Genomic DNA, 23,018 nt, shown 5'->3' on the forward strand with positions numbered 1-23,018 from the left:
ACCATATGGTCGGCTTTTGGGCTTTCAGTACTACTTCTTACGCGTTTTCACCATATCCATCAGGCGTTTACGTTGACGCGCCTGAGAAATGGTCAAATTCTCTTTCTTACCCTCAAACGGGTTCTCACTGTTCTGGAACTGAATACGGATTGGCGTACCCATGATTTTCAGTGATTTACGGTAGTAGTTCATCAGATAACGTTTGTACGAATCTGGCAACTCTTTCACCAAGTTTCCGTGAATCACGAAAATTGGTGGGTTGTAACCACCCGCGTGGGCATATTTGAGCTTCACGCGACGACCACGGATCATTGGCGGCTGGTGATCATCCTGCGCCATGGTCATGATGCGGGTTAGCATCGACGTACTAATACGCTTAGTTGCTGACTCGTACGCTTCTTGAATAGACTCGAACAGGTGACCAACACCGGTACCATGAAGTGCTGAGATAAAGTGGATACGAGCAAAATCAACGAAGCCCAGACGGCGGTCCAGCTCTGATTTCACACGTTCTTTCACGTCAGAGTCCAAACCATCCCACTTGTTCACCGCAATCACGATAGAACGACCCGCATTCAATGCAAAACCTAACAGGCTCAGATCCTGATCGGAGATGTTTTCGCGTGCATCAATGACCAACAAAACAACGTTTGAGTCTTCAATCGCTTTCAACGTTTGGATAACCGAGAACTTCTCGACTTTCTCGTTTACACGCTTACGACGACGTACACCCGCTGTATCGATAATCACGTACTCACGTCCATCACGTTCCATTGGAATGTAGATAGAGTCACGTGTAGTACCTGGCATATCGTATACAACAACACGATCTTCACCCAAAATACGGTTAGTCAGTGTCGACTTACCAACGTTTGGACGACCAATGATACCGAATTTAATTGGAAGGTTACGCAAACGCTCCAACGCTGATTCAGCATCTTCTTCTGTCAAATCTTTGTCTTCACCGTCTACATCTTGCTCATCGGTCAGATCAACCAGACCCGCAAGGGCTTCATCGCCTTCTTCTTGCTCAGACAACTCTTCGGCAAATGGCTTCAATGCACGGTCAATCAGAGACAGTACGCCACGGCCATGTGCCGCTGCGATTTGGTACATCTCGCCCATGCCCAATTGCCAGAACTCAGCACTCGCAGCATCTGCATCAATACCATCGACCTTGTTAACAACAAGGAAGGTTTTCTTTTCACGGGTGCGAAGGTGCTTTGCAATTGCTTCATCAGCAACAGTCAGACCTGCACGTCCATCTACCATGAACAGAACAACATCGGCTTCTTCAATCGCAGTCAGTGACTGCTCCGCCATTTTGGTCTCAACGCCTTCTTCGGTACCATCGATACCGCCGGTGTCCACCACGATAAACTCGTGCTCACCCAGCATTGCTTTTCCGTATTTACGATCCCTGGTCAAACCCGGAAAATCGGCCACGAGCGCATCGCGCGTCCTTGTCAGCCGGTTAAAGAGTGTCGACTTCCCCACATTCGGACGCCCGACAAGGGCTACTACAGGAATCATACTGACCTCTTAAAATCTCTTGTTTATGAATAACAGCGGCTCCTGATCCGTGAAGATCAGGAGCCGGACAATATATAAACGCTTGATATTATAGCGTTTGTTTTTTCGTAATAGTTCCGTCACGCGCGATGACAATATATCCGTCATCCACTTTTACAGGCGCAACAGCAATACCACTACTATCAATTTGTTGTTGGGCGACAAAATCACCCGTGGCTGGGTCTAACCAGTGCAAGTAACCTTCTGCATCACCCACAACCACATAACCATTAATCGCAACAGGTGCCGTCAACTGACGGTATTCAAGATCGCGATTCTGCCATAGTTCTGTGCCGCTTCGAGAGTCGACCGCCACAACATGGTCTTTGTCAGTGATGAGGAACAGATAGCTGCCCGCAACCAAAAAGTCAGTCGATGAACTATATGCGCGTTTCCACGCAGGACGACCAGAACGCAGGTCTATCGCAACAAGCTGGCCATTATAACCAACCGCGTACAACAGAGAACCTGAAATTACAGGTGACGCATCAACATCTACCAGACGGTCGATTTCAGTTGCGCCTTTCGGGCTCGCAATCGGCTGTTGCCAAATGATGTTACCGTTCTCAAGGAAAGCTGCGCCCAATCGGCCATTTGCCATTCCCCAGAACACGCCACCAGACACAGAAATCGGAGAACTGTCACCGCGAAGCGTCAAGTTCGGCACATCACTGGCGTTTTTCCAGCGTTGCTCACCGGTTTCAGCATCATACGCTGACAACTCGCCACGGCCAGTATTAACGACAACCACACCTTCATCAGCTAATGGTTTCGCAAGTACTTCGCCGTTAACGTTCGCTTTCCACGCGGTTTCACCAGTATCTTCATTCAGCGCAATCAACTGCCCTGTTTCCGTACCAATGTATAGCTTGCCGTAAGACGCTGTAATACCACCTGACAATAAAACTGGCTTGTCATCTTCGAGATTAACTTCCCAAAGCGTTTTGCCTGTTTCAACATCCATGGCTTTTACGGTGCCATCTCGATCGGCAGCAAAGACTTTGTCGTAAGCATAAACTGGTGTCAGATTACTGAAATAGCCACCAACACCATCACCTACCTGAGCACTCCAAACATTTGTTGGCGTAAACTCACTCACGACTTGAGGTACAGGAGCCATCTGGATGGAATCTTCCTCACCCGCACAACCGATCAGCAATGATCCCAGTACGGCTACTGCACCAATACGTTTCCATCCCTTGCGCATTTAACTCTCTCGACCTTATTGAGACAGATTGTCTAATTTCATCTGAACAACAGGGTTAGTCGCCGCTGCCAACGATGCTGCATACGCTGAGCGCGCTTCTGCTACATCATTTTTGCTCAGAAAAATGTCACCACGAAGTTCTTCAACCTGCGCTTTCCAGCTCTCATCCGCAACCGTATCAAGCTCTTTAAGCGCAGCATCATACTTGCCTTGCTCTGCTTCGATACGTGCAATACGAACTGTCGCAATCGCTTTCAGCGTGTTGTCTTTTGATGCCTGCACAGCACGGAGTTGCTCCAATGCTTTTGGCAAATCGCCCGCTTCAACAAAAGACTTCGCCAGTTGCAGTTCAAGTAACGATGAATAAGTACTGTCGTTTGATTTAATAAACGCCAGTGCTTTTTCTTCCGCCTGCGCATCACCGGCAGCCAGTGCAGCTACCACTTGGGTATATGCTTCTGATGCCTGTTCACGGCTGCTTTCCTGCTCAGCCTGGTAATAGCGCCATCCGTAAAGACCGCCCAAACCAATTACTGCGCCGAGAACAACGGCTTTACCGTTCTCTCGAAACCACTTCTTAATATCTTCGACTTGTTGTTCTTCTGTGGTGTAGACGTCCAAGTTTCGTCCTCTCTTAAACCAATTGAGCCAATTTTTCGGCTGCATCATCCTGAGAAATGGTCAGCTGTTCGCCACCCTTTAAATCTTTGTAAGTCACTAGGCCGTTAGCGACTTCATCTTCGCCCAGCACCAGTGCTACTGCCGCGCCGACTTTGTCAGCACGTTTAAATTGTTTCTTGAAGTTACCGCCACCAAAGTGCGTCATCACACGCAGGCCCGGTACTTGCTCACGCAGACGCTCTGCAAGCGCCATACCTGCAACCAGCGTACCTTCACCCATGGTCACCATGTAAACGTCAACCACTGGACGGGTTGCGTTCAGCTCAAGGGTTTCCATCAGCAGAACCAGACGCTCTAGACCCATTGCAAAACCAACAGCTGGCGTTGCTTTGCCGCCCAGTTGCTCAACCAGACCGTCGTAGCGGCCACCGCCACATACTGTGCCTTGAGAACCTAGGCTTTCGGTTACCCATTCGAACACGGTACGGTTGTAGTAATCCAGACCGCGTACCAATTTTTCGTTCAACGTGTATTGGATACCTGCTGCGTCCAACAGTTCACAAAGACCTGCAAAATGTTGTTTTGACTCTTCATCCAGGTATTCCGACAGCTTAGGCGCATCAACCAATACCGCTTGGATTTCTGGTACTTTGGTGTCCAGAACACGCAGTGGATTGGTATGCATACGGCGTTTGCAATCTTCATCCAACACGTCTTCGTGTTGCTGTAAGAACGCTACCAGTGCTTCACGGTAGTTTGCGCGCGCTTCCAAAGAACCAATAGAGTTCAGTTCTAGACGAACGTGCTCATTGATACCTAATTGTTTCCATAAACGCGCAGTCATCATGATCAGTTCTGCGTCAACGTCTGGACCATTCAGACCAAACACTTCCACACCACATTGGTGGAATTGACGGTAGCGACCTTTCTGAGGACGCTCGTGGCGGAACATTGGACCCATGTACCACAGGCGCTGTTCTTGGTTGTACAGCAGACCGTTTTCAATACCGGCGCGTACACAACCAGCCGTACCCTCAGGACGCAGACTCAGGCTGTCACCATTGCGGTCTTCGAAGGTGTACATCTCTTTTTCTACCACATCGGTCACTTCACCGATAGCGCGACAGAATAGATTTGTCATCTCAACGATTGGCATACGCACTTCGCTATAGCCGTATGCGCTGACTACGTCTTTAACGGTACCTTCCACTTTTTGCCACAGTGGAGATTGTGTTGGGAGGCAATCGTTCATGCCTCGAATTGCTTGAATAGTTTTCGCCACGTTAACTCTCGTAACCGATCTGTTGTTCTTGCTTTAAGTAAGCGGCTTGCGCTTACTCTTGAGTATTGACGTCAATGCGGTTGTTTTCGTCCAGCATTGCCGCTTTAGCCCGGATCTTCGCTTCCAGCTGATCGATCAGGTTGTCGTTATCAAAACGTTCTTTTTGGCGTTTGCCATCATCATAATATGCGCTGCGTTTATTGCCACCAGCGACACCAATATGAGATACCTCTGCTTCGCCTGGGCCATTAACCACACAGCCAATAATAGAAACGTCCATTGGCAATACCACGTCTTCTAGACGCTGCTCCAACGCATTTACGGTGCCAATCACATCAAACTCCTGACGAGAGCATGTTGGACAAGCTATAAAGTTTACGCCGCGCGAGCGAATACGCAGAGATTTCAGAATATCAAAGCCCACTTTGATTTCTTCAACAGGATCTGCGGCCAACGAAATTCGAAGCGTATCACCGATACCTTCGCTCAGCAGCATACCAAGACCAACAGCAGATTTCACAGCACCCGCTCTTGCACCACCGGCTTCGGTGATACCCAAGTGAAGTGGCTGATCAATGCGCTTTGCCAATTGGCGATAAGACTCAACCGCCAAGAAAACATCCGACGCTTTTACACTGACTTTAAATTGATCAAAGTTCAGACGGTCCAGGATATCCACATGGCGCATGGCTGACTCTACCAATGCTGCCGGTGTTGGCTCACCGTATTTTTCCTGAATGTCACGCTCAAGTGAGCCGCCATTCACACCAATACGGATAGGAATATTTTTATCACGCGCAGCATCAACAACCGAGCGAATACGCTGCTCATTGCCAATGTTGCCCGGGTTGATACGCAGACAGTCAACACCGTATTCCGCCACTTTCAGTGCGATACGGTAATCAAAGTGAATATCTGCTACCAAAGGAAGGTTGGTTTGCTCGCGAATAAGCTTGAATGCTTCCGCTGCATCCATGGTTGGAACAGAAACACGAACGATATCGGCTCCCACTTTTTCCAACGCTCTGATCTGCGCCACGGTTGCTTCAACATCCGTAGTACGCGTGTTGGTCATAGACTGCACAGCAATCGGCGCGCCGCCACCAACAGGCACGTTGCCCACATAGATACGCGTTGAGGGACGACGAATAATAGGAGATTCGGTATGCATTAGGTGTACTCTGACTTACTTCGGTAGGCTCAAACGTGCTACCCGTCCTGATGGGTAACCACTCAAATCAACTTTTTCGCCGTTATAGACGAGTTCAACCGCTGATGGAGCACCCAAAACAAGTTTGAATGGGGCTTTACCTGTCAGCTCAACAGATTGACCCGCTGATTTTATCCCTGTAAGCAGACGTTTACCACTCGCATCACGCACATCAACCCAACAATCGCCATCAAACGACAGGACGAGTGCAGGAGAATCTGTAGGCGTTTCAGTAGGTGCTGTCGGAGTTTCGCTCACGACTACAGTCGGCGTTGGTGCATCGGCAACAACTACTTCAGGCTCTGCCGCTGGAACAGATTCATTCACAGCAGGCTCTGCGTCTGCAGGTTTTGCCGTTTCAGCGGTTGTTTCGGCTTCAACAACAGGAGCAGTAACTGGTGGCTCAATGACTTCGGTTTCTATCACTGTATTCGCAGGACTTTCAGCGTCAGTCGCTTCTGTCACTAGCAAGTTACTGCTATCTGGCAAGGTCAACAAATCTTCGTTTTCCTGGTTTTGCCACCACCAAAAGGTCGTAATAGCAACAACGGCAGCCAAGATAATCCACGTCAACCCCATCACACGACTGTCATGCTTCTCACGGCGTGTTTTACCCGAAAAGCTCTGCATTTTCTGAGCATTCTCGTCGACTTCAGGAGATGGCTTAAAGCCACCAAGCAGGCTGTCGGCGTCCACGCCAACCAATTTGGCATAGGAGCGGATATATCCACGGGTAAACGTCGCGATTTGCTGACCGTCGCAGCAATTTTCTTCTAATTCTTGAATGACAGAAACACGAAGTCTAAGTCTATCTGCGACATCTTGGTCAGACAGCCCCATTTTTTCTCTGGCTTGCTTCAATACAATCCCAGGATGAGATGTCTCAACACCGTCAAGCTGTTCTTCGTTTAGTTCAGTATTCATTCGCTAAGTACTGTCTGTATTCGTTAGATTCGGGAAACTTTTTCTCTAGTATATTTGCGTATCGTACAGCCTCTGTAGGCTGGAGTGCCAATGTTTCTAATTTGACCATGGCAAGTAAACTACGAGGTTGATACCCATAACGCTTATGGAAATGGAACAATCGTAGTTTCGCCTGCACAAGCTCGCCGTCGTCTATTTCTAACTGCGCAAGACGCAATGACGAGACGGGGCGGTTAGGTTCATGGTCTATTGCTTTTTGAAACAATTGCTTAGCAGCCAGAGCATCCGCGGCTTTCAATGCACACAATGCCGCATTTTCATAGCTGTCTGCCAACTTGTAATAGTTTGGCTGTGCAATGGCATCTTCGAAAGCCTCTTGGGCTTCTTCGAATCGACTTTGCTTGCAGAGAAAAACGCCGTAGTTGTTATGCGCATCGCCATTTTTTGGCGAATACCGCAGCGCAGCCTTGTACTGTTTTTCAGCTTGTTCATACTCTCCTACCTCTTGAAGGTAGTGAGCAAAAGTGATCAATGCACGGTCGTATCGGGGTGCAAACTGCACCGCCATTTCAAGGTTTTCTCGTGCACGAAGCCAATTGCCGTCTTTTAGGTATGCAAGTCCAAGTGAGATACGCGATTCGGCAGCTTGAATATTATCAAAATTCGTCTGCGTTTTCTCATCTGTTACTGTGACGCAACCAGCTAATAATCCCATCAATAACAGACTTACCAGCGTCCTTGCCATTTCCCATTCCTTTCAGCCTATAAGGTCAGACTGATTTTACAGGGATTTGTTCCTCAGTATTCTGTCTGCCTTGCGTTCGTTTTGTACGGTCAATCACATCACCTACAAGCTGTCCGCATGCAGCGTCGATGTCATCACCTCGAGTCTTACGAATAATGACCGTGTAATCGTATTGCATCAGCGTTTTCTGGAAACGGTCGATACGAGAATTACTTGGCTTCTTATATGGTGACCCAGGATATGGGTTAAAAGGAATAAGGTTTATCTTCGCAGGCGTGTCTTTTAACAGCTCTGCGAGTTGGCGCGCATGCTCCATATCATCGTTGACATGATCGAGAAGAATATACTCAACCGTCACACGACCACGGTTCGCATTTGAAGATGCAATGTAACGACGCACTGAGTCTAAAAACGTCTCAATGTTGTAGCGGTCGTTAATTGGCATGATTTGGCTGCGTAATTCGTCATTCGGCGCGTGCAAAGAGATCGCCAACGCCACATCAATTTTTCCAGCCATCTGATCCAGGCCAGAAACCACACCCGACGTAGACACGGTAACGCGACGCTTAGACAAACCGTACGCCAAATCATCCAGCATCAAGTTCAACGCAGGGATCAGGTTCTTCATGTTCAGCAATGGTTCGCCCATGCCCATCATTACCACGTTGGTAATAGGTCGACGGCCCGTTTCTTTCTCAATACCAATTTCTTTCGCGGCACGCCAAACCTGACCAATGATTTCAGAGACTTTCAGGTTACGGTTGAAGCCTTGTTGCGCCGTAGAACAGAATTTACATTCCAACGCACAACCAACTTGCGAAGATACACACAGTGTCGCGCGGTCTTCTTCAGGAATGTAAACGGTCTCAACGTCTTGGTTACCAACACGCATCGCCCATTTGATCGTACCGTCTTTTGAATACTGAGCCGCACTCACTTCTGGGGCACGAATTTCACATTTCGCTTTCAGTTTTTCACGAAGCTGTTTGTTGATGTTGTTCATCTGATCGAAATCATCAACACCAAAATGGTACATCCACTTCATGATCTGATCCGCTCGGAATGCTTTTTCGCCAAGTTCTTCAGCGAAAAACGCACGCAGCGCTTGTCGATCGAAATCCAGCAGATTGATTTTTTCTGTTGTCATCAGATTGCCTCGTGAACAATAAATCAGTAATAGCAACCAATCGAATACAGTATTCCGACTGGTTTAGGCCGTTCGCCTTAAATCAAGGCGCGAAATTGTACAGCCTTTGTGATCGGGATTCCACCTGTTACCTAAAGGGTTTTATAGCCCTTAAACACCCTAAAAACAAAAAGGAGAGCATATGCTCTCCTTTTTTACTCACTAAATGAACGAATTACTCACCGCGCGGACAGATTTCACTGTCGGCGAAAAAGTAAGCAATTTCTCGCTCCGCTGATGCTGGACTGTCAGAACCATGCACCGAGTTAAATCGCATACTCACTGCATAGTCCGCGCGAATCGTTCCACATGCAGCCTCTTCTGGGTTCGTTTTCCCCATCAGTTCACGGTAACGAGCAATCGCATCTTCACCTTCCAGTACTTGTACCATCACCGGACCTGAAGTCATAAATGCCACTAGATCATCGAAAAACGGTTTACCTTCGTGCTCTGCATAAAACCCCTGGGCTTTCTCTTTGTCCAAGTGCAACATTTTTGCAGCCACAATACGCAATCCCGCTTGCTCAATGCGATGGTAAATCTCACCAATTAGGTTTCGTTTAACGGCGTCGGGCTTCACAATTGAAAAGGTGCGCTCAATAGTCATATCGTATTCCTTTTTATTTTCAATGTAACAGGTCTCGTGCCTGTTATCGGTTTGTTATCTCACTGGTAGCCTAACAGACACGACACGCTGACCCCACACTGATATTGCGAAAGCGTTAACCGTGTTGTTAATTCGCTTACAAATTGTGAGTTTAAAGTGCAGATTCGTCGAGTAGAACTCGTGCAAGTGTCTTCACACCCATACCCGTCGCACCTACCGCCCACTTATCACTCGGTGCTTTACGGTAAGTACCCGAACAATCTAAATGTACCCAACCTTTTTCGTAATCATCAACGAAGTAGGAAAGGAATGCAGCGGCTGTGCTTGCGCCTGGCGAATACTGGCCAGAACCCACATTTGCCATATCAGCGAAGTTTGATGGCAACATCTGACGGTGGAATTCCGCCAAAGGCAATTGCCACATGCCTTCATTCTCTGCATCCGCGGCATTCAAACAACGTTGAGCCAAGGCTTGGTCAAAACTGAACAGCGCGTGGTAGTCATTACCCAGCGCCATTTTGGCTGCGCCAGTCAATGTTGCACAGTCGATGGTCAGGGCTGGCGAAAACTCATTGGCATACAATAGGCCATCTGCCAGTACCAGTCGGCCTTCGGCGTCTGAATTCAAAACTTCAACGGTCACGCCATTTTTATAGGTGATGATGTCACCCAACTTATACGCGTTACTGGAGATCATGTTTTCTGCGCAGCACAGAATCAGTTTTACGCGCTTGTTCAGACCTTGGGCAATGGCCAAGCCTAAGCCACCCGTTGCCATTGCTGCACCGCCCATATCCGCTTTCATGGAGTCCATAAAGCTTGATTGTTTGATGCTGTAACCGCCCGAATCGAAGGTAATACCTTTACCGATAATGCAAGCAAATACCTCAGCGTTTTCATCGCCTGTTGGGTTGTAGTCCAGTTGCAGCATAGCGGGTTTACGCGCAGAACCACGACCCACGGTATGCACACCCACCCAACCTTGTTCGAGCAAGTCAGCACCAGAAACAATTTTGTAAGAAACATGCTCAGGATGAGGAGCTTGAGATTTGATGAATTCGCCTGCACGTACCGCTAACTGTTGCGGACCCACTTCTTCGGCGGTTTCATTGATGATTTCACAAACCCAATCAGTGGCAACAATGCGATCTTTCAGGGCTTTTTGAGCGGCATTTTCGAGAACAGGTGCTTCAAAATCAAACACAGGTTTAGGTCCACGTAGGCCTTGATAAAACGCCCATGCGGTTTCCAGATCCCAGTTTTCACCGTCCAGTTTAACTTTACGAACGCCTTGCATATCTAAACGACGAGCAGCTTGTTGAACCGGGGTGATCTTGTCGTCACCCGTTGCATGCACAATTGCGCCTTGCACACCAAACGATACAACGGCATTGCTGCCCCAAACATCAGCGGCAGGCTCATGTGATAGCGTAACTAGCATTTTCTCGGTCATGCTGAACTCCTTTTTCAACACGCTCTGTGATGCCCCACAGAACGTCAAATTCTTTTCGGCTGATTATTGTTATAGCTTACTTAGTGATTATGACGTTTTAGCCGTAGCAATGTCTTGAATTTTAGATAGTAAATTCAAAATACTTCGTACAACTAAAACAAAGCGGGCATCTAGCCCGCTCTTTTCTCAAGCACGTTACTGAGCTTGACTATGTAATCCAATTTGCCTGTATTACTTGACTAAAACAAGCAATTTAGTCCATTTCGTCCATCCAACACAGGATGATCGCCTCTAGGATCTTTTCATTGGAGTGATTAGGGTCATCAGAGAACTCTTCCAGCTCCATCACCCAACGGTGCAAGTCAGTAAAACGCACCGTTTTCGGATCGATTTCCGGGAATTTATCTACCAGCTCAATTGCGATATCGCGTGAGTCAATCCATTTAAGGCTCATTACTCCTACTCCCAATCTTGTTACTTAGTGGTTTTCAGCGGCGTGGTTCAGCGTGTAACGCGGAATTTCAACAACCAGATCTTCGTCTGCCACTTTTGCCTGACATCCCAAGCGAGACTCTGGCTCTAATCCCCATGCTTTATCCAGCATGTCATCTTCCAACTCGTCGCTCTCATCCATCGAGTCAAAGCCCTCACGAATGATCACGTGACACGTGGTACAAGCACATGATTTTTCACACGCGTGCTCAATCGCAATACCGTTGCGCAGTGCAACGTCCAAAACTGTATCGCCAGTTTCCGCTTCCAGTACTGCGCCTTCAGGACACAAGTCTTGGTGTGGCAGAACAACAATCTTTGGCATGTTTAAACCTCGTCAATTGAATGGCCAGCCAGTGCTTCGCGAATGGATTTATCCATACGGCGAGAAGCAAATTCCTGACTCGCTTTATCTGTATCTTTAATACCTTGCTCAATAGCAGCTGCATCATCCCCATTACGAAGCGCAATCAATGCTTCAATCGCTTCCACTAGGGCTTTTTGTTCTTCATCAGACAGCAGCAATTCACCGTCTGCTTGCATCGCTACCAGTAATCCTTCGATCACTCGATCTGCTTCAACGCGTTGCTCAGCCAAGTAGCGCAGATCTTTGTCTTCTTGCGCATGGGTAAACGACGACTTGATCATGTCGACAATTTCCATATCGCTCAGACCATAAGACGGTTTCACCTGAATAGATGCCTGAACTTCGGTGCTCTTTTCCATAGCTGTCACGGAAAGCAAACCATCCGCATCGACTTGGTAGGTCACACGAATGTGCGCAGCACCCGCAGCCATCGGCGGAATGCCCTTCAGGGTGAAGTCTGCCAGTGAACGGCAGTCATCTACCATTTCTCGCTCGCCCTGAACCACGTGTACTTTCATGCCCGTTTGGCCATCTTTGAACGTGGTGAATTCTTGTGCGCGAGCGACAGGAATCGTGGTATTGCGCGGAATGATCTTCTCAACCAGACCGCCCATGGTTTCAATGCCCAGAGACAATGGGATAACATCCAGCAGCAGCATTTCGCCGTCCGGTTTGTTACCGACCAAGATGTCCGCTTGCGTAGCCGCACCAATCGCGACAACTTTATCGGGGTCAATGCTTGTTAGTGGTTTACGAGCAAAGAACTCACCGACCTTTTCACGAACCAAAGGCACGCGGGTTGAGCCACCCACCATCACCACTTCCAACACGTCTTCAGTTGAAACGGCAGCATCTTTCATCGCACGGCGACAAGACAGCAGCGTTTTCTTCACCAACGCACCAATCAGGTCATCAAACGCTTCACGCGTTAGCGAACCGTTCCAGCCAAGCACGTCAATGTCAGTGCTGCCTGCTGCGCTCAATGCTACTTTCGCTGCAGTTGCTGCATTGAGAAGACGGCGTCGATCGTCACCAGACAGTGCATCAAAGCCCGCTTGCTCCGCAATCCAATCGGCAACAAGGTGATCGAAGTCATCGCCGCCCAGTGCTGAATCACCACCGGTTGCTAACACTTCGAATACGCCTTTAGACAGACGAAGGATAGAAATATCGAACGTACCGCCCCCCAGATCGTATACCGCGATTACACCCTCCTGACCCGAGTCCAGACCGTAAGCAATCGCTGCCGCCGTTGGCTCGTTCAGAAGACGCAGTACATTCATACCCGCCAGTTTTGCTGCATCTTTGGTGCCCGCGCGCTGCGCGTCGTCAAAATAAGCAGGAACGGTAATGACCACACCTTCAAGTTCACCGCCTAATGATTCAACTGCGCGAGTGTTCACCGCACGCAGAATGTCAGCAGACACCTGAATGGGGTTTTTCTTACCATCGCGGGTATTGATAATCGGAAGGCCGTTCTCAGAAGAGGACATGTCATAAGGAAGGTGAGGATAGCGAGACTGAACATCCGTTAGAGAACGTCCCATCATTCGCTTCACTGACACGACAGTGTTTGCGCTGTCAGTTTCAGACAATGCCTGTGCATCGTAACCGACTTTGATGTCGTTTTCGTCGTAATGAACGACCGACGGGATCAGTGCGCGACCCTCAAGATCGTTAAGCGTTGTCGCGGTACCGCTGCGAACAGACGCGACCAGTGTATTGGTTGTGCCAAGGTCAATACCTACTGCGCGCTTATGCTCGTGTGGCGCAGCACTTTGACCAGGTTCTGCAATTTGTAACAGTGCCATGTTGGTTCCTGTAGCCTGATCAGCCACCGCGACGTTAATTAGCCGAGCAGCCGATCTTCGATTCGTTCGATTTCTTGTTTGAGTTTGACTAAGAACTTAAGCTTGCGCACCGTTGCCGCTGCGTCAGACCACTGCGCATCATCGAGTTGTTTTTTTAGCTCGGTTAACAGTGATTTGTGAATGTTCGACACTTGCTGTTCAAAGTCAAACAACTTCTCTTCCGGCTCATTGCTGTCTGCAATCTCTTCAAGCTCTTCACGCAGTTCCATTTGCTGCATTAAAAACTCTGGGTCTTGCATGGTTTGCTGTTCGTCGCGCAGCTCGATCCCATTAAGAGAAAGCATGTATTCAGACCGGCGAACAGGATCGCTCAATGTCTGATACGCGTCGTTGATTTGTGCCGCTTTTTGAACAGCAAGCAGTTTATCTTGTTCAGATGCTGTTGCAAATTTGTCCGGATGAAAGCGTCTTTGAAGTTCGCGGTACTGCGAAGAAAGAGAGCTACCATCCAGTTCAAACTGACATGATAGCCCGAATAGTTCGAAATGATTCATTTCATCTCACGAGTTAAACGTTAAAGCTCTCGCCACAACCACACTCGCTGCTTACGTTAGGGTTGTTGAACTGAAAGCCTTCGTTCAGACCTTCTTTAGTGAAGTCCAACTCGGTGCCCTCGAGGTATAACATGCTCTTGCTATCGACAATGATTTTCACGCCATCGTGATCGAAGATCTGATCTTCCTCTTGAAGTTCGTCAACAAACTCCAGCACATAGGCCATGCCTGAACAACCTGACGTGCGAACCCCTAAACGCAATCCAATGCCTTTTCCACGGCTTTCTAGAAAAGAACGAACGCGTGATGCCGCCGCGTCTGTCATAGTAATGGCCATATGTACAACAACCCTTTTGTTACGTATTAAGCTTCGTGTTTTTTCTTGTAATCGCTAACTGCTGCTTTGATCGCATCTTCCGCAAGGATAGAGCAGTGAACTTTTACTGGTGGCAGTTCCAGTTCTTCCGCGATTTCAGCATTTTTGATAGCAGCTGCTTCGTCCAGAGACTTGCCTTTCACCCACTCAGTAACCAGTGAGCTTGAAGCAATGGCTGAACCACAACCGTAGGTTTTAAACTTCGCGTCTTCGATGATGCCCTGCTCATTCACTTTAATTTGCAGTTTCATCACGTCACCACAAGCAGGTGCACCGACCATACCACTACCTACATTCGGATCATCTTTGTCGAATGCACCAACGTTACGCGGGTTTTCGTAGTGGTCGATTACTTTTTCACTGTAAGCCATGATTAATTCCTCGAAATCCTAACTACTGATTAGTGGTGTGCCCACTCAACAGTGTTCAAATCAATACCTTCTTTGTACATGTCCCACAGTGGTGACATTTCACGCAGTTTAATCACTGCTTTACGTACTTGCTCAATCGCGTGATCCACTTCTTCTTCAGTGGTAAAGCGGCCGAATGAGAAACGAATTGAACTGTGTGCCAGCTCATCGTTTAGGCCAAGAGCACGGAGAACATAAGAAGGTTCTAGGCTTGCTGATGTACATGCAGAGCCAGAAGACACTGCAAGATCCTTAAGAGCCATCAGCAGCGACTCGCCTTCAACGAAAGCAAAGCTAACGTTAAGGTTTGACGCGACGCGTTGGTCAAAATCACCATTCACATAAACCGCTTCTAGGTCTTTCACGCCGTCATAGAAACGGTTGCGAAGTGCCAGCGAGTGCGCCATGTCTTTTTCAAGTTCTTCTTTGGCGATACGGAATGCTTCACCCATACCCACGATTTGGTGAGTCGGCAAGGTACCAGAACGGAAACCGCGCTCATGACCACCGCCGTGCATTTGAGCTTCTAAGCGAATACGTGGCTTACGGCGAACATACAGGGCACCGATGCCTTTAGGGCCGTATACTTTGTGCGCACTCATCGAAATCAAGTCTACTTTGATTTCTTGGGTGTCTAACGGCAGTTTACCGATAGATTGCGCAGCATCTACGTGGAATACCACTTTTCGCTCGCGACACAATTCACCAATTGCAGCGATGTCTTGAATCACACCAATTTCGTTGTTTACATGCATGATGGAAACAAGAATAGTGTCTTCACGCATAGCATCGGCGAGTTTACCAAGGTCAACGATACCGTTTGACTCTGGCTCCAAGTAGGTGACTTCGTAACCTTCACGCTCTAGTTGGCGGCATGGATCCAGAACAGCTTTATGCTCGGTTTTGCACGTAATAATGTGCTTACCTTTCTTTCCGTAGAAGTGAGCAACGCCTTTGATTGCCAAGTTATCTGATTCAGTTGCACCAGACGTGAATACGATCTCACGTGGGTCTGCATTCAGATAATTAGCGATATTTTCGCGCGCCGTGTCTACTGCTTCTTCAGCTTGCCAACCGTAGCGGTGCGAACGAGATGCTGGGTTACCAAAACAACCATCAATGGTCAGGCACTGCATCATCTTTTCTGCCACACGCGGATCTACTGGGCATGTCGCTGAATAGTCAAAATAAATTGGCAATTTCATTTGTGTCTCCAAGTACTCCGGCACTTCTATTTACTACGAGCGAAAATTCACACCCATTGAAACAGGGGTTTCGCTGCCACTGGAGTTTAAACCATGTCTAACAATAGTGGGTGACTCAAGCGTAGAGTCTTGACGATCTGCGACTTGCTTAACTTCGTTGTTATGCATTAATTCGCCGAGCGTGATGTCATTTAAAAAGCCGCTAATACGCGCGCTTAAATCGCGCCATAGCGTATGTGTCAAACAGCGTGTACCGCCTTGGCAATCGCCTTTACCTTGACACTTGGTCGCGTCTACGGATTCATCAACCGCTGCGATAACCATGCCGACTGCGATTTCATTCGCGTTAACACCCAAGCGATAACCACCACCTGGACCTCGAACACTGGATACCAGCCCTGCTTTACGCAGACGCGAGAAAAGTTGTTCCAGATATGATAGAGAAATGCCTTGGCGTTCTGAAATATCTGCAAGAGGCACTGGCCCCATTTCGGAGTGTAGCGCGACATCCAGCATCGCTGTAACGGCATATCTGCCTTTCGAAGTCAGTCTCATAACATCCTACCTGTGAGCGAGTAATGTGATGAGTCTGACATACCCGACTAATATGGTCAAGTATTTAACCTACTAAATTAGTCAAGTTTTTAACCCTTAAAATATAAGGACTATTTCTTGTTTTCTTTGCGCAGTTTCTCAACAGATGACAGAACGCCGCGGAGAATATTTAACTCTTGGCTCTCTGGGCGTGCGCGGTTGAAAAGCCTGCGCAATTTGGTCATTACCATGCCTGGATGCGCTTTATTAATAAAGCCAGTTTCATTCAACACATCTTCTAAGTGTGTGTAGAAACGCTCTAGATCTTCAGCAAGCGGATAAGGTTGTTCTTTTACCTCACCTTTATATGCTTGGCTATCAAGCCATGCCATGCGTGACTCATAACACAGCGTCTGAACCGCCATTGCCAGATTCAGCGAGCTGTATTCTGGGTTTGCGGGAATGGCCACATGGAAATGACAGGTTTGAAGTTCTTCGTTCGTCAATCCGGTACGTTCGCGACCGAACACAAATGCAACCGGGTGCGACGCCGCTTCTTCTACGGCTTTAATACCCGCTTCACGCGAGTCCAACATTGGCCATTCCAGTGTGCGGTTACGCGCACTCGTGCCAATGACTAAGCCACAGTCTGCAACAGCCTCTTCGACGGTGTTAACGATGCGTGCATTGTTAGCAATATCGCTCGCGCCGGCAGCCAAAGCGATTGCTTGACCGTCAACAGTGCATTCTGGTGCGACCAGAACCATGTTTTTCAGCCCCATCACTTTCATTGCGCGAGCTGCTGAGCCGATGTTGCCTGAATGTGTGGTGCCTACGAGCACAATTCGAATATTATCTAACATTTAGCGTTCACTGAATTTCTTCGATTACAAAAAGCCGCGGGATTCTACCACAACACGAAACGAATTGTGGTGTTTTGCTTTAGAGACCGCAACGCATGCACAAAAAATAACCACTTCCCTTTTAGCCCAGCTCTGATATACTCGCCGCCGCTTTCCGTTCTTTAACATCCGTTGGGAAATTTGTATGCATCCTATGCTAAACATTGCCATTCGCGCTGCGCGAAAGGCTGGCGACTTTATCGCTAAATCTGCTGAAAACCCTGATAACGTAGAAGCGTCTTCTAAAGGCACTAACGACTTCGTTACCAATGTCGACACTTCTGCAGAGCACATCATTATCGATGTAATCAAGAAATCTTACCCTGAACACTGCATCGTTTCAGAAGAAGCGGGCGTCGTATCAGGCAAAGACACTGATTACCAATGGATCATCGACCCACTGGATGGCACGACCAACTTTGTAAAATCATTCCCACATTTCTCTGTGTCTATCGCTTTGCGCATCAAAGGTCGCACTGAGATCGCATGTGTTTATGATCCAATCCGTAACGAACTGTTCTCTGCTCAACGTGGTGCTGGTGCACAGTTGAACAGCAAGCGTATCCGTGTAGGTGAAGCGAAAGATCTGTCAGGCACTATCCTGGCGACTGGCTTCCCATTCAAAGCGAAACAACATTCTGAAGGTTTCATGAAAGTTGTTAGCGCACTGTTCGTTGATTGTGCAGACTTCCGTCGCACAGGTTCTGCTGCACTGGATCTGTGTTATGTAGCTGCTGGCCGTGTTGACGGTTTCTTCGAACTTGGCCTGAAGCCTTGGGATATCGCTGCGGGCGAATTGATTGCTCGTGAAGCTGGTGCGATCTGTACTGACTTCTCTGGTGGTACTGACTACGTTCAGTCTGGCAACATCGTTACTGCTAACCCAAAAGTATTGAAAAATATTTTGGCGAAGATTCGCGACAACGCGAATGAAGCGATGAAAAAATAAGATTCTTCGGAATTGAAAAAGGCGTCCTTCGGGACGCCTTTTTTGTTTCTTGTTTGCAGCGTGAGCGAGACTGCCGCGTTTTTCATGTCGATAAAAAAACGGAGCCCTTGGGCTCCGTTTTCTGTTCAAGCTCTGCCATTAAGGCATCGGATCAAACTCTTCACCTTCTTTGTCAACAGGTGGCGGTGGCAACAAGTGCTCACGGGTCAGACCCAGAGACAGTGCCAGTGCCGAAGCGACATAGATAGAAGAATACGTACCGACAGTAATACCAATCAGCAATGCGGCAGCGAAACCATGAATCATTGCACCACCTTGTAGGAACAAGGCGATAACCACGAACAAGGTCGTTCCCGACGTGATGATAGTACGGCTTAGCGTTTGCGAGATTGACTCATTCATGATGTCAGCCGAGTCGCCTTTACGCATCTTACGGAAGTTTTCACGAACGCGGTCAAATACAACAATGGTATCGTTGAGCGAGTAACCCACAACCGTCAACAGTGCCGCCACAATGGTTAAATCCACTTCAATTTGTAAGAAAGAGAAAATACCCAAGGTGATGATCACGTCGTGCGCAAGTGACGCTACTGCGCCCGTCGCCAAACGCCATTCAAAACGGACAGACACGTAAAGCAAGATACAAAGCAGTGACGCGATAATCGCGAGACCACCCGCCTCTGTCAGTTCTTCACCAACGTTCGGCCCGACGAATTCGATACGGCGCATGTCTACTTCCTGCCCCGTACCCGCCTTAATTGCATCTAAGATTTGGGTGCCTAGCAACTCACCTTGCGCATCTTCACGAGGACGCAGGCGAACCATAACATCTCGTGACGTACCAAAGTTTTGCACGATGGCATCACCAAACCCTTTTGCTGCGAGCGCTTCACGGATTTGAGGCAAGTCAGCTGGCTTTTCAAAGCCCACTTCAATCAGCGTACCGCCCGTGAAATCCAAACCCCAGTTCAACCATTTGGTTGAGAGGGTAAAGATTGACGCGGCAATCATTAACGCGGAGAAAATGTAAGCGGGCTTGGACCAGCGCATAAAGTCGAAAAAGAAGTTCGGCTTTAAAAGTTGAAACATTTTAATGCCTCCTTAAATCGACAATTTATCTACGCGCTTGCCGCCGTAGACCAAGTTAACCAAACAACGCGTACCGATAATCGCCGTAAACATAGACGTCAAAATACCGATAGACAGTGTTACCGCGAAACCTTTCACCGGACCTGTACCTACTGCAAACAAAATGAATGCCGTGATTAAGGTGGTGATGTTCGCATCGGCAATGGTACTGAATGCGTTCGCATAACCTTGGTGAATCGCTTGTTGAGGGTTACGCCCTTCAAGGATTTCATCACGGATACGTTCAAATATCAGTACGTTCGCATCGATCGCCATACCGACGGTCAGAACGATACCTGCGATACCCGGCAGCGTCATGGTTGCACCAGGAATCATCGACATGACACCGATAATCAATACCACATTTGCCAGCAGTGCTACGTTTGCGAACAAACCAAATCGACGGTAGTAGACGGCGGTGAACAACATCACTGCGATCAAGCCGTACAGACACGCCTTAATACCCATATCGATGTTCTGCTGACCCATTGATGGACCAATGGTACGTTCTTCAACGATGGAGATTGGCGCGATCAGCGCACCTGCACGCAACAGCAGTGCAAGGTTGTGAGCTTCAGCCTGAGAGTCGATACCTGTGATTCGGAAGTTACGACCCAGCGCCGTTTGAATGGTCGCTTGGTTGATCACTTCTTCATGCTTAGCCAGGATAACCTTGCCGTTCGCATCACGTTTACCGCTGTCTTTATACTCGGTAAAGACCGTTGCCATCAGTTTGCCAACATTGTTCTTACTGAACGCGGCCATCTTGCCACCGCCTTCGCTATCCAGCGAGATGTTTACCTGAGGGCGGCTGTATTCATCAAAGCTTGAGCTTGCATCGGTGATGTGAGAACCACCAAGAATCACACGCTTTTTAACAACAACTGGGCGACCATCACGGGTTTGCTTGATTTCGCTACCCGGTGGAACACGACCCGCAGCTGCAGCAGCCAGATCGGCGCTGTCATCCACTTCACGAAATTCCAACGTTGCCGTCGCACCCAAGATTTCTTTCGCACGCGCAGTGTCCTGAACACCTGGTAGTTCAACCACGATGCGGCTTGCACCTTGGCGCTGAACCAGAGGCTCGGCAACACCCAACTCATTCACACGGTTACGCAGAATGGTGATGTTTTGCTCTACAGCGTAGTTACGGATTTCCTGAAGACGTTGCTCGGTGAACTTAGCAGAAACAGCAAAACGGGCACTGTCGGTGGTAAACACCATATCTGGGTGCAGTTTCGCCAGTTCAGACTCAGCTTTATCCATGTCTTCTTCGTTACGGAAAGTCACGTCGATGTTATCGTCAGCACCCACACGGATACCACGGTAACGGATCTTCGCTTCACGTAACTCGGTACGGAACGTATCTTCCTGTTGGCTGAGCAGCTTTTCCATCGCTGCATCCATGTCTACTTCCATCAGGAAGTGAACACCACCACGAAGGTCGAGGCCCAATTTCATTGGGGTAGCGCCAATCGCTTCAAGCCAACTCGGCGTCGCTGCTGCAAGGTTAAGTGCAACGACGTAGCCTTCTTCTTTGTACTCAGCGTTTAGTACATCACGGGCTTCAATTTGCTGGTCAGTATTTTTGAAACGAACCAGAACTGTGCCGTTTTCCAGCGCAAGAGATTGGAAAGGAATGTTGTCTTTTTCGAGGGTATTTTTGACGGAGTCCAGAGTTGAAAGATCAACCGAGGCGCCACGCGCCCCGGAGATTTGAACCGCTGGATCTTCACCGTAGATATTGGGAAGTGCATAGATTGCGCCGACGATTAACACCAACACAACCATAATGTACTTCCACAAAGGATAACGGTTTAGCACTGCTATGATCCTTTATGGTGATGGGCTTACAGCGACTGAATCGTGCCTTTTGGCAGAACAGCAGTCACAAAATCCTTTTTAATAGTTACTTCACTGTTCGCGCCAAGCGCGATAACGATGAAGTCATTGTCTTCCGAAATTTTAGTGATTTTGCCTACCAAGCCACCGTTGGTCAGCACTTCATCACCTTTACCCATCGATGCCATCAGGTTCTTGTGCTCTTTAACACGTTTTGCCTGCGGACGGTAAATCATGAAGTAGAAAATAACGGCAAATAGGCCAAGCATGATAAATAGCTGCATACCGCCACCTTGTGGTGCGCCTTCTGCTGCTGCATGAGCTTGTGAAATAAACATTCAGGTACGTCCTCGTATTAATTTGAACATTTTTACTGGTCTCTTCGTTGTCGGCGGTCTCCCGCCGACAATTTGGAAACCTTAATCTTCTTTCAGCGGTGGCACTTCGCGGCCACGGCGTGCATAGAATTCTTGAACGAAGGTTTCTAATCTACCTTCGTCGATAGCGTTACGCAAACTCTCCATCAAACGCTGATAGTAGCGCAGGTTATGGATAGTATTCAGGCGTGCGCCAAGAATTTCATTACAGCGATCAAGGTGATGCAAATACGCCTTGCTGTAGTTACGGCAAGTGTAACAGTCACACTCTGGATCCAGTGCAGTTGTATCGTTTTTATGTGTGGCATTGCGGATCTTGATCACACCACCAGTCACAAACAGGTGGCCATTACGCGCATTTCGGGTCGGCATAACGCAATCAAACATGTCGATGCCGCGACGAACACCCTCAACCAAGTCTTCCGGTTTACCCACACCCATCAGGTAACGTGGCTTATCTTCCGGCAGTTTTGGACACGTATGCTCAAGAACACGGTGCATGTCTTCTTTCGGTTCACCAACCGCCAAACCACCCACTGCGTAGCCGTCAAAACCGATATTGGTCAGGCCTTCAACAGACACATCGCGCAGGTCTTCATACACAGAACCCTGAACGATACCGAACAGTGCGTTTTTGTTGCCCATTTTATCGAAATGGTTACGGCTACGTTGTGCCCAACGCAGGCTCATTTCCATCGATTTTTTCGCTTCTTCGTGCGTCGCCGGGTATGGCGTACACTCGTCGAAGATCATCACGATGTCAGAACCCAAGTCGTATTGGATTTCCATCGACTTTTCCGCGTCCATGAAAATCTTGTCACCGTTTACTGGGTTACGGAAATGCACACCCTCTTCGGTAATTTTGCGCATTTTGCCCAAGCTGAATACTTGGAAACCGCCTGAATCGGTAAGGATAGGACCTTGCCAATGCATAAAATCGTGCAAATCACCGTGAGCACGCATCACTTCTTGACCTGGGCGCAGCCACAGGTGGAAGGTGTTACCCAACAGAATTTCAGCACCGGTTTCCGCCACTTCTTCTGGCGTCATACCTTTAACGGTGCCATACGTACCCACAGGCATAAATGCAGGGGTCTCAACCGTACCACGGTCAAATGTCAGACGACCACGACGCGCACGGCCTTCTTTCTTAATCAGTTCGTATTTCACGATACCTCCGAATTGCCAGAGAAACAGTCTGGCGTTGATGTGCCTTTGCACAGAGACAAAACTGGCTGTCGGCGCAATAGCGGACAGCCAG

The 23,018-nt window shown here is 48.4% G+C and carries 24 protein-coding genes; 1 reads left to right on the top strand and 23 read right to left on the bottom strand.

Translation table 11 applies throughout. The annotated features are described in order from the left end of the window. Positions 1-30 precede the first annotated feature (30 nt). The 19 genes from der to trmJ form a co-directional block, all read right to left on the bottom strand. Positions 31-1,533, bottom strand: a complete 1,503-nt coding sequence (gene der / locus LRP49_RS23670; protein ID WP_274145936.1) for a ribosome biogenesis GTPase Der — start codon at positions 1,531-1,533, stop codon at positions 31-33. Positions 1,534-1,621: 88 nt separating this feature from the next. Continuing rightward, complete coding sequence (gene bamB, locus LRP49_RS23675; protein ID WP_274145938.1) at positions 1,622-2,779, bottom strand: outer membrane protein assembly factor BamB; 1,158 nt, start codon at positions 2,777-2,779, stop codon at positions 1,622-1,624. 15 nt (positions 2,780-2,794) lie between these two features. Then, a complete protein-coding gene (locus LRP49_RS23680) occupies positions 2,795-3,400 on the bottom strand; it encodes a YfgM family protein (RefSeq protein ID WP_274145940.1) in 606 nt (201 codons plus the stop codon). A gap of 13 nt (positions 3,401-3,413) precedes the next feature. Beyond that, positions 3,414-4,682, bottom strand: coding sequence for a histidine--tRNA ligase (hisS, locus tag LRP49_RS23685; RefSeq protein ID WP_274145942.1), 1,269 nt, complete (start codon positions 4,680-4,682; stop codon positions 3,414-3,416). 52 nt (positions 4,683-4,734) lie between these two features. Further along, a complete protein-coding gene (gene ispG / locus LRP49_RS23690) occupies positions 4,735-5,853 on the bottom strand; it encodes a flavodoxin-dependent (E)-4-hydroxy-3-methylbut-2-enyl-diphosphate synthase (protein WP_274145943.1) in 1,119 nt (372 codons plus the stop codon). A gap of 15 nt (positions 5,854-5,868) precedes the next feature. Then, complete coding sequence (rodZ, locus tag LRP49_RS23695) at positions 5,869-6,816, bottom strand: cytoskeleton protein RodZ (RefSeq protein ID WP_274145944.1); 948 nt, start codon at positions 6,814-6,816, stop codon at positions 5,869-5,871. Next, positions 6,806-7,561, bottom strand: coding sequence for a type IV pilus biogenesis/stability protein PilW (gene pilW, locus LRP49_RS23700; RefSeq protein WP_274145946.1), 756 nt, complete (start codon positions 7,559-7,561; stop codon positions 6,806-6,808). Before pilW ends, rodZ begins: the two co-directional genes overlap by 11 nt. 25 nt (positions 7,562-7,586) lie before the next feature. Next, entirely contained in the window at positions 7,587-8,708 is a 1,122-nt protein-coding gene (gene rlmN, locus LRP49_RS23705; RefSeq protein ID WP_274145947.1) for a dual-specificity RNA methyltransferase RlmN, read from the bottom strand. Between the two features lie 214 nt (positions 8,709-8,922). Continuing rightward, positions 8,923-9,354: a nucleoside-diphosphate kinase gene (gene ndk / locus LRP49_RS23710; RefSeq protein WP_274145949.1), complete on the bottom strand. Its 432-nt coding sequence runs from the start codon at positions 9,352-9,354 to the stop codon at positions 8,923-8,925. A 151-nt stretch (positions 9,355-9,505) separates the two neighbouring features. After that, positions 9,506-10,807, bottom strand: a complete 1,302-nt coding sequence (gene pepB, locus LRP49_RS23715) for an aminopeptidase PepB (RefSeq protein ID WP_274145951.1) — start codon at positions 10,805-10,807, stop codon at positions 9,506-9,508. 253 nt (positions 10,808-11,060) lie between these two features. After that, a complete protein-coding gene (gene iscX, locus LRP49_RS23720) occupies positions 11,061-11,261 on the bottom strand; it encodes a Fe-S cluster assembly protein IscX (RefSeq protein ID WP_274145953.1) in 201 nt (66 codons plus the stop codon). 24 nt (positions 11,262-11,285) lie between these two features. Then, positions 11,286-11,624: an ISC system 2Fe-2S type ferredoxin gene (gene fdx / locus LRP49_RS23725; protein WP_274145955.1), complete on the bottom strand. Its 339-nt coding sequence runs from the start codon at positions 11,622-11,624 to the stop codon at positions 11,286-11,288. A 2-nt stretch (positions 11,625-11,626) separates the two neighbouring features. After that, positions 11,627-13,477, bottom strand: a complete 1,851-nt coding sequence (hscA, locus tag LRP49_RS23730; protein WP_274145956.1) for a Fe-S protein assembly chaperone HscA — start codon at positions 13,475-13,477, stop codon at positions 11,627-11,629. 38 nt (positions 13,478-13,515) lie between these two features. Beyond that, positions 13,516-14,031: a co-chaperone HscB gene (gene hscB / locus LRP49_RS23735; RefSeq protein ID WP_274145958.1), complete on the bottom strand. Its 516-nt coding sequence runs from the start codon at positions 14,029-14,031 to the stop codon at positions 13,516-13,518. Positions 14,032-14,044: 13 nt separating this feature from the next. Next, on the bottom strand, positions 14,045-14,368 hold the full coding sequence (gene iscA, locus LRP49_RS23740; RefSeq protein WP_274145960.1) for an iron-sulfur cluster assembly protein IscA: 324 nt from the start codon (positions 14,366-14,368) through the stop codon (positions 14,045-14,047). A gap of 26 nt (positions 14,369-14,394) precedes the next feature. Then, entirely contained in the window at positions 14,395-14,778 is a 384-nt protein-coding gene (gene iscU / locus LRP49_RS23745) for a Fe-S cluster assembly scaffold IscU (RefSeq protein ID WP_274145962.1), read from the bottom strand. Between the two features lie 29 nt (positions 14,779-14,807). Then, the gene (locus LRP49_RS23750) at positions 14,808-16,022 is read right to left on the bottom strand and encodes an IscS subfamily cysteine desulfurase (RefSeq protein WP_274145964.1); all 1,215 of its coding nucleotides are present in this window, start codon (positions 16,020-16,022) and stop codon (positions 14,808-14,810) included. 33 nt (positions 16,023-16,055) lie between these two features. Further along, on the bottom strand, positions 16,056-16,577 hold the full coding sequence (gene iscR / locus LRP49_RS23755) for a Fe-S cluster assembly transcriptional regulator IscR (protein ID WP_274145966.1): 522 nt from the start codon (positions 16,575-16,577) through the stop codon (positions 16,056-16,058). A gap of 110 nt (positions 16,578-16,687) precedes the next feature. Further along, positions 16,688-17,419 carry a tRNA (cytosine(32)/uridine(32)-2'-O)-methyltransferase TrmJ gene (gene trmJ / locus LRP49_RS23760; protein WP_274145968.1) on the bottom strand — a complete coding sequence of 244 codons (732 nt, stop codon included), beginning with the start codon at positions 17,417-17,419 and terminating at the stop codon, positions 16,688-16,690. 184 nt (positions 17,420-17,603) lie between these two features. Between trmJ and suhB the strand changes: the two genes are divergently transcribed. Next, a complete protein-coding gene (gene suhB / locus LRP49_RS23765; RefSeq protein WP_274145970.1) occupies positions 17,604-18,407 on the top strand; it encodes an inositol-1-monophosphatase in 804 nt (267 codons plus the stop codon). Between the two features lie 138 nt (positions 18,408-18,545). Here suhB and secF read toward each other — a convergent pair whose 3' ends face one another. The 4 genes from secF to tgt all read right to left on the bottom strand — a co-directional run bounded on the left by secF (position 18,546) and on the right by tgt (position 22,927). Next, complete coding sequence (gene secF / locus LRP49_RS23770) at positions 18,546-19,496, bottom strand: protein translocase subunit SecF (protein ID WP_274145972.1); 951 nt, start codon at positions 19,494-19,496, stop codon at positions 18,546-18,548. Positions 19,497-19,508: 12 nt separating this feature from the next. Beyond that, entirely contained in the window at positions 19,509-21,362 is a 1,854-nt protein-coding gene (gene secD / locus LRP49_RS23775; protein ID WP_274145974.1) for a protein translocase subunit SecD, read from the bottom strand. Between the two features lie 26 nt (positions 21,363-21,388). After that, positions 21,389-21,718 carry a preprotein translocase subunit YajC gene (gene yajC, locus LRP49_RS23780; RefSeq protein ID WP_274145976.1) on the bottom strand — a complete coding sequence of 110 codons (330 nt, stop codon included), beginning with the start codon at positions 21,716-21,718 and terminating at the stop codon, positions 21,389-21,391. An 81-nt stretch (positions 21,719-21,799) separates the two neighbouring features. Then, positions 21,800-22,927, bottom strand: coding sequence for a tRNA guanosine(34) transglycosylase Tgt (gene tgt / locus LRP49_RS23785; RefSeq protein WP_274145977.1), 1,128 nt, complete (start codon positions 22,925-22,927; stop codon positions 21,800-21,802). Positions 22,928-23,018 lie beyond the last annotated feature (91 nt).

Source organism: Enterovibrio qingdaonensis (genome assembly GCF_028683135.1).
GTDB lineage: Bacteria > Pseudomonadota > Gammaproteobacteria > Enterobacterales > Vibrionaceae > Enterovibrio > Enterovibrio qingdaonensis.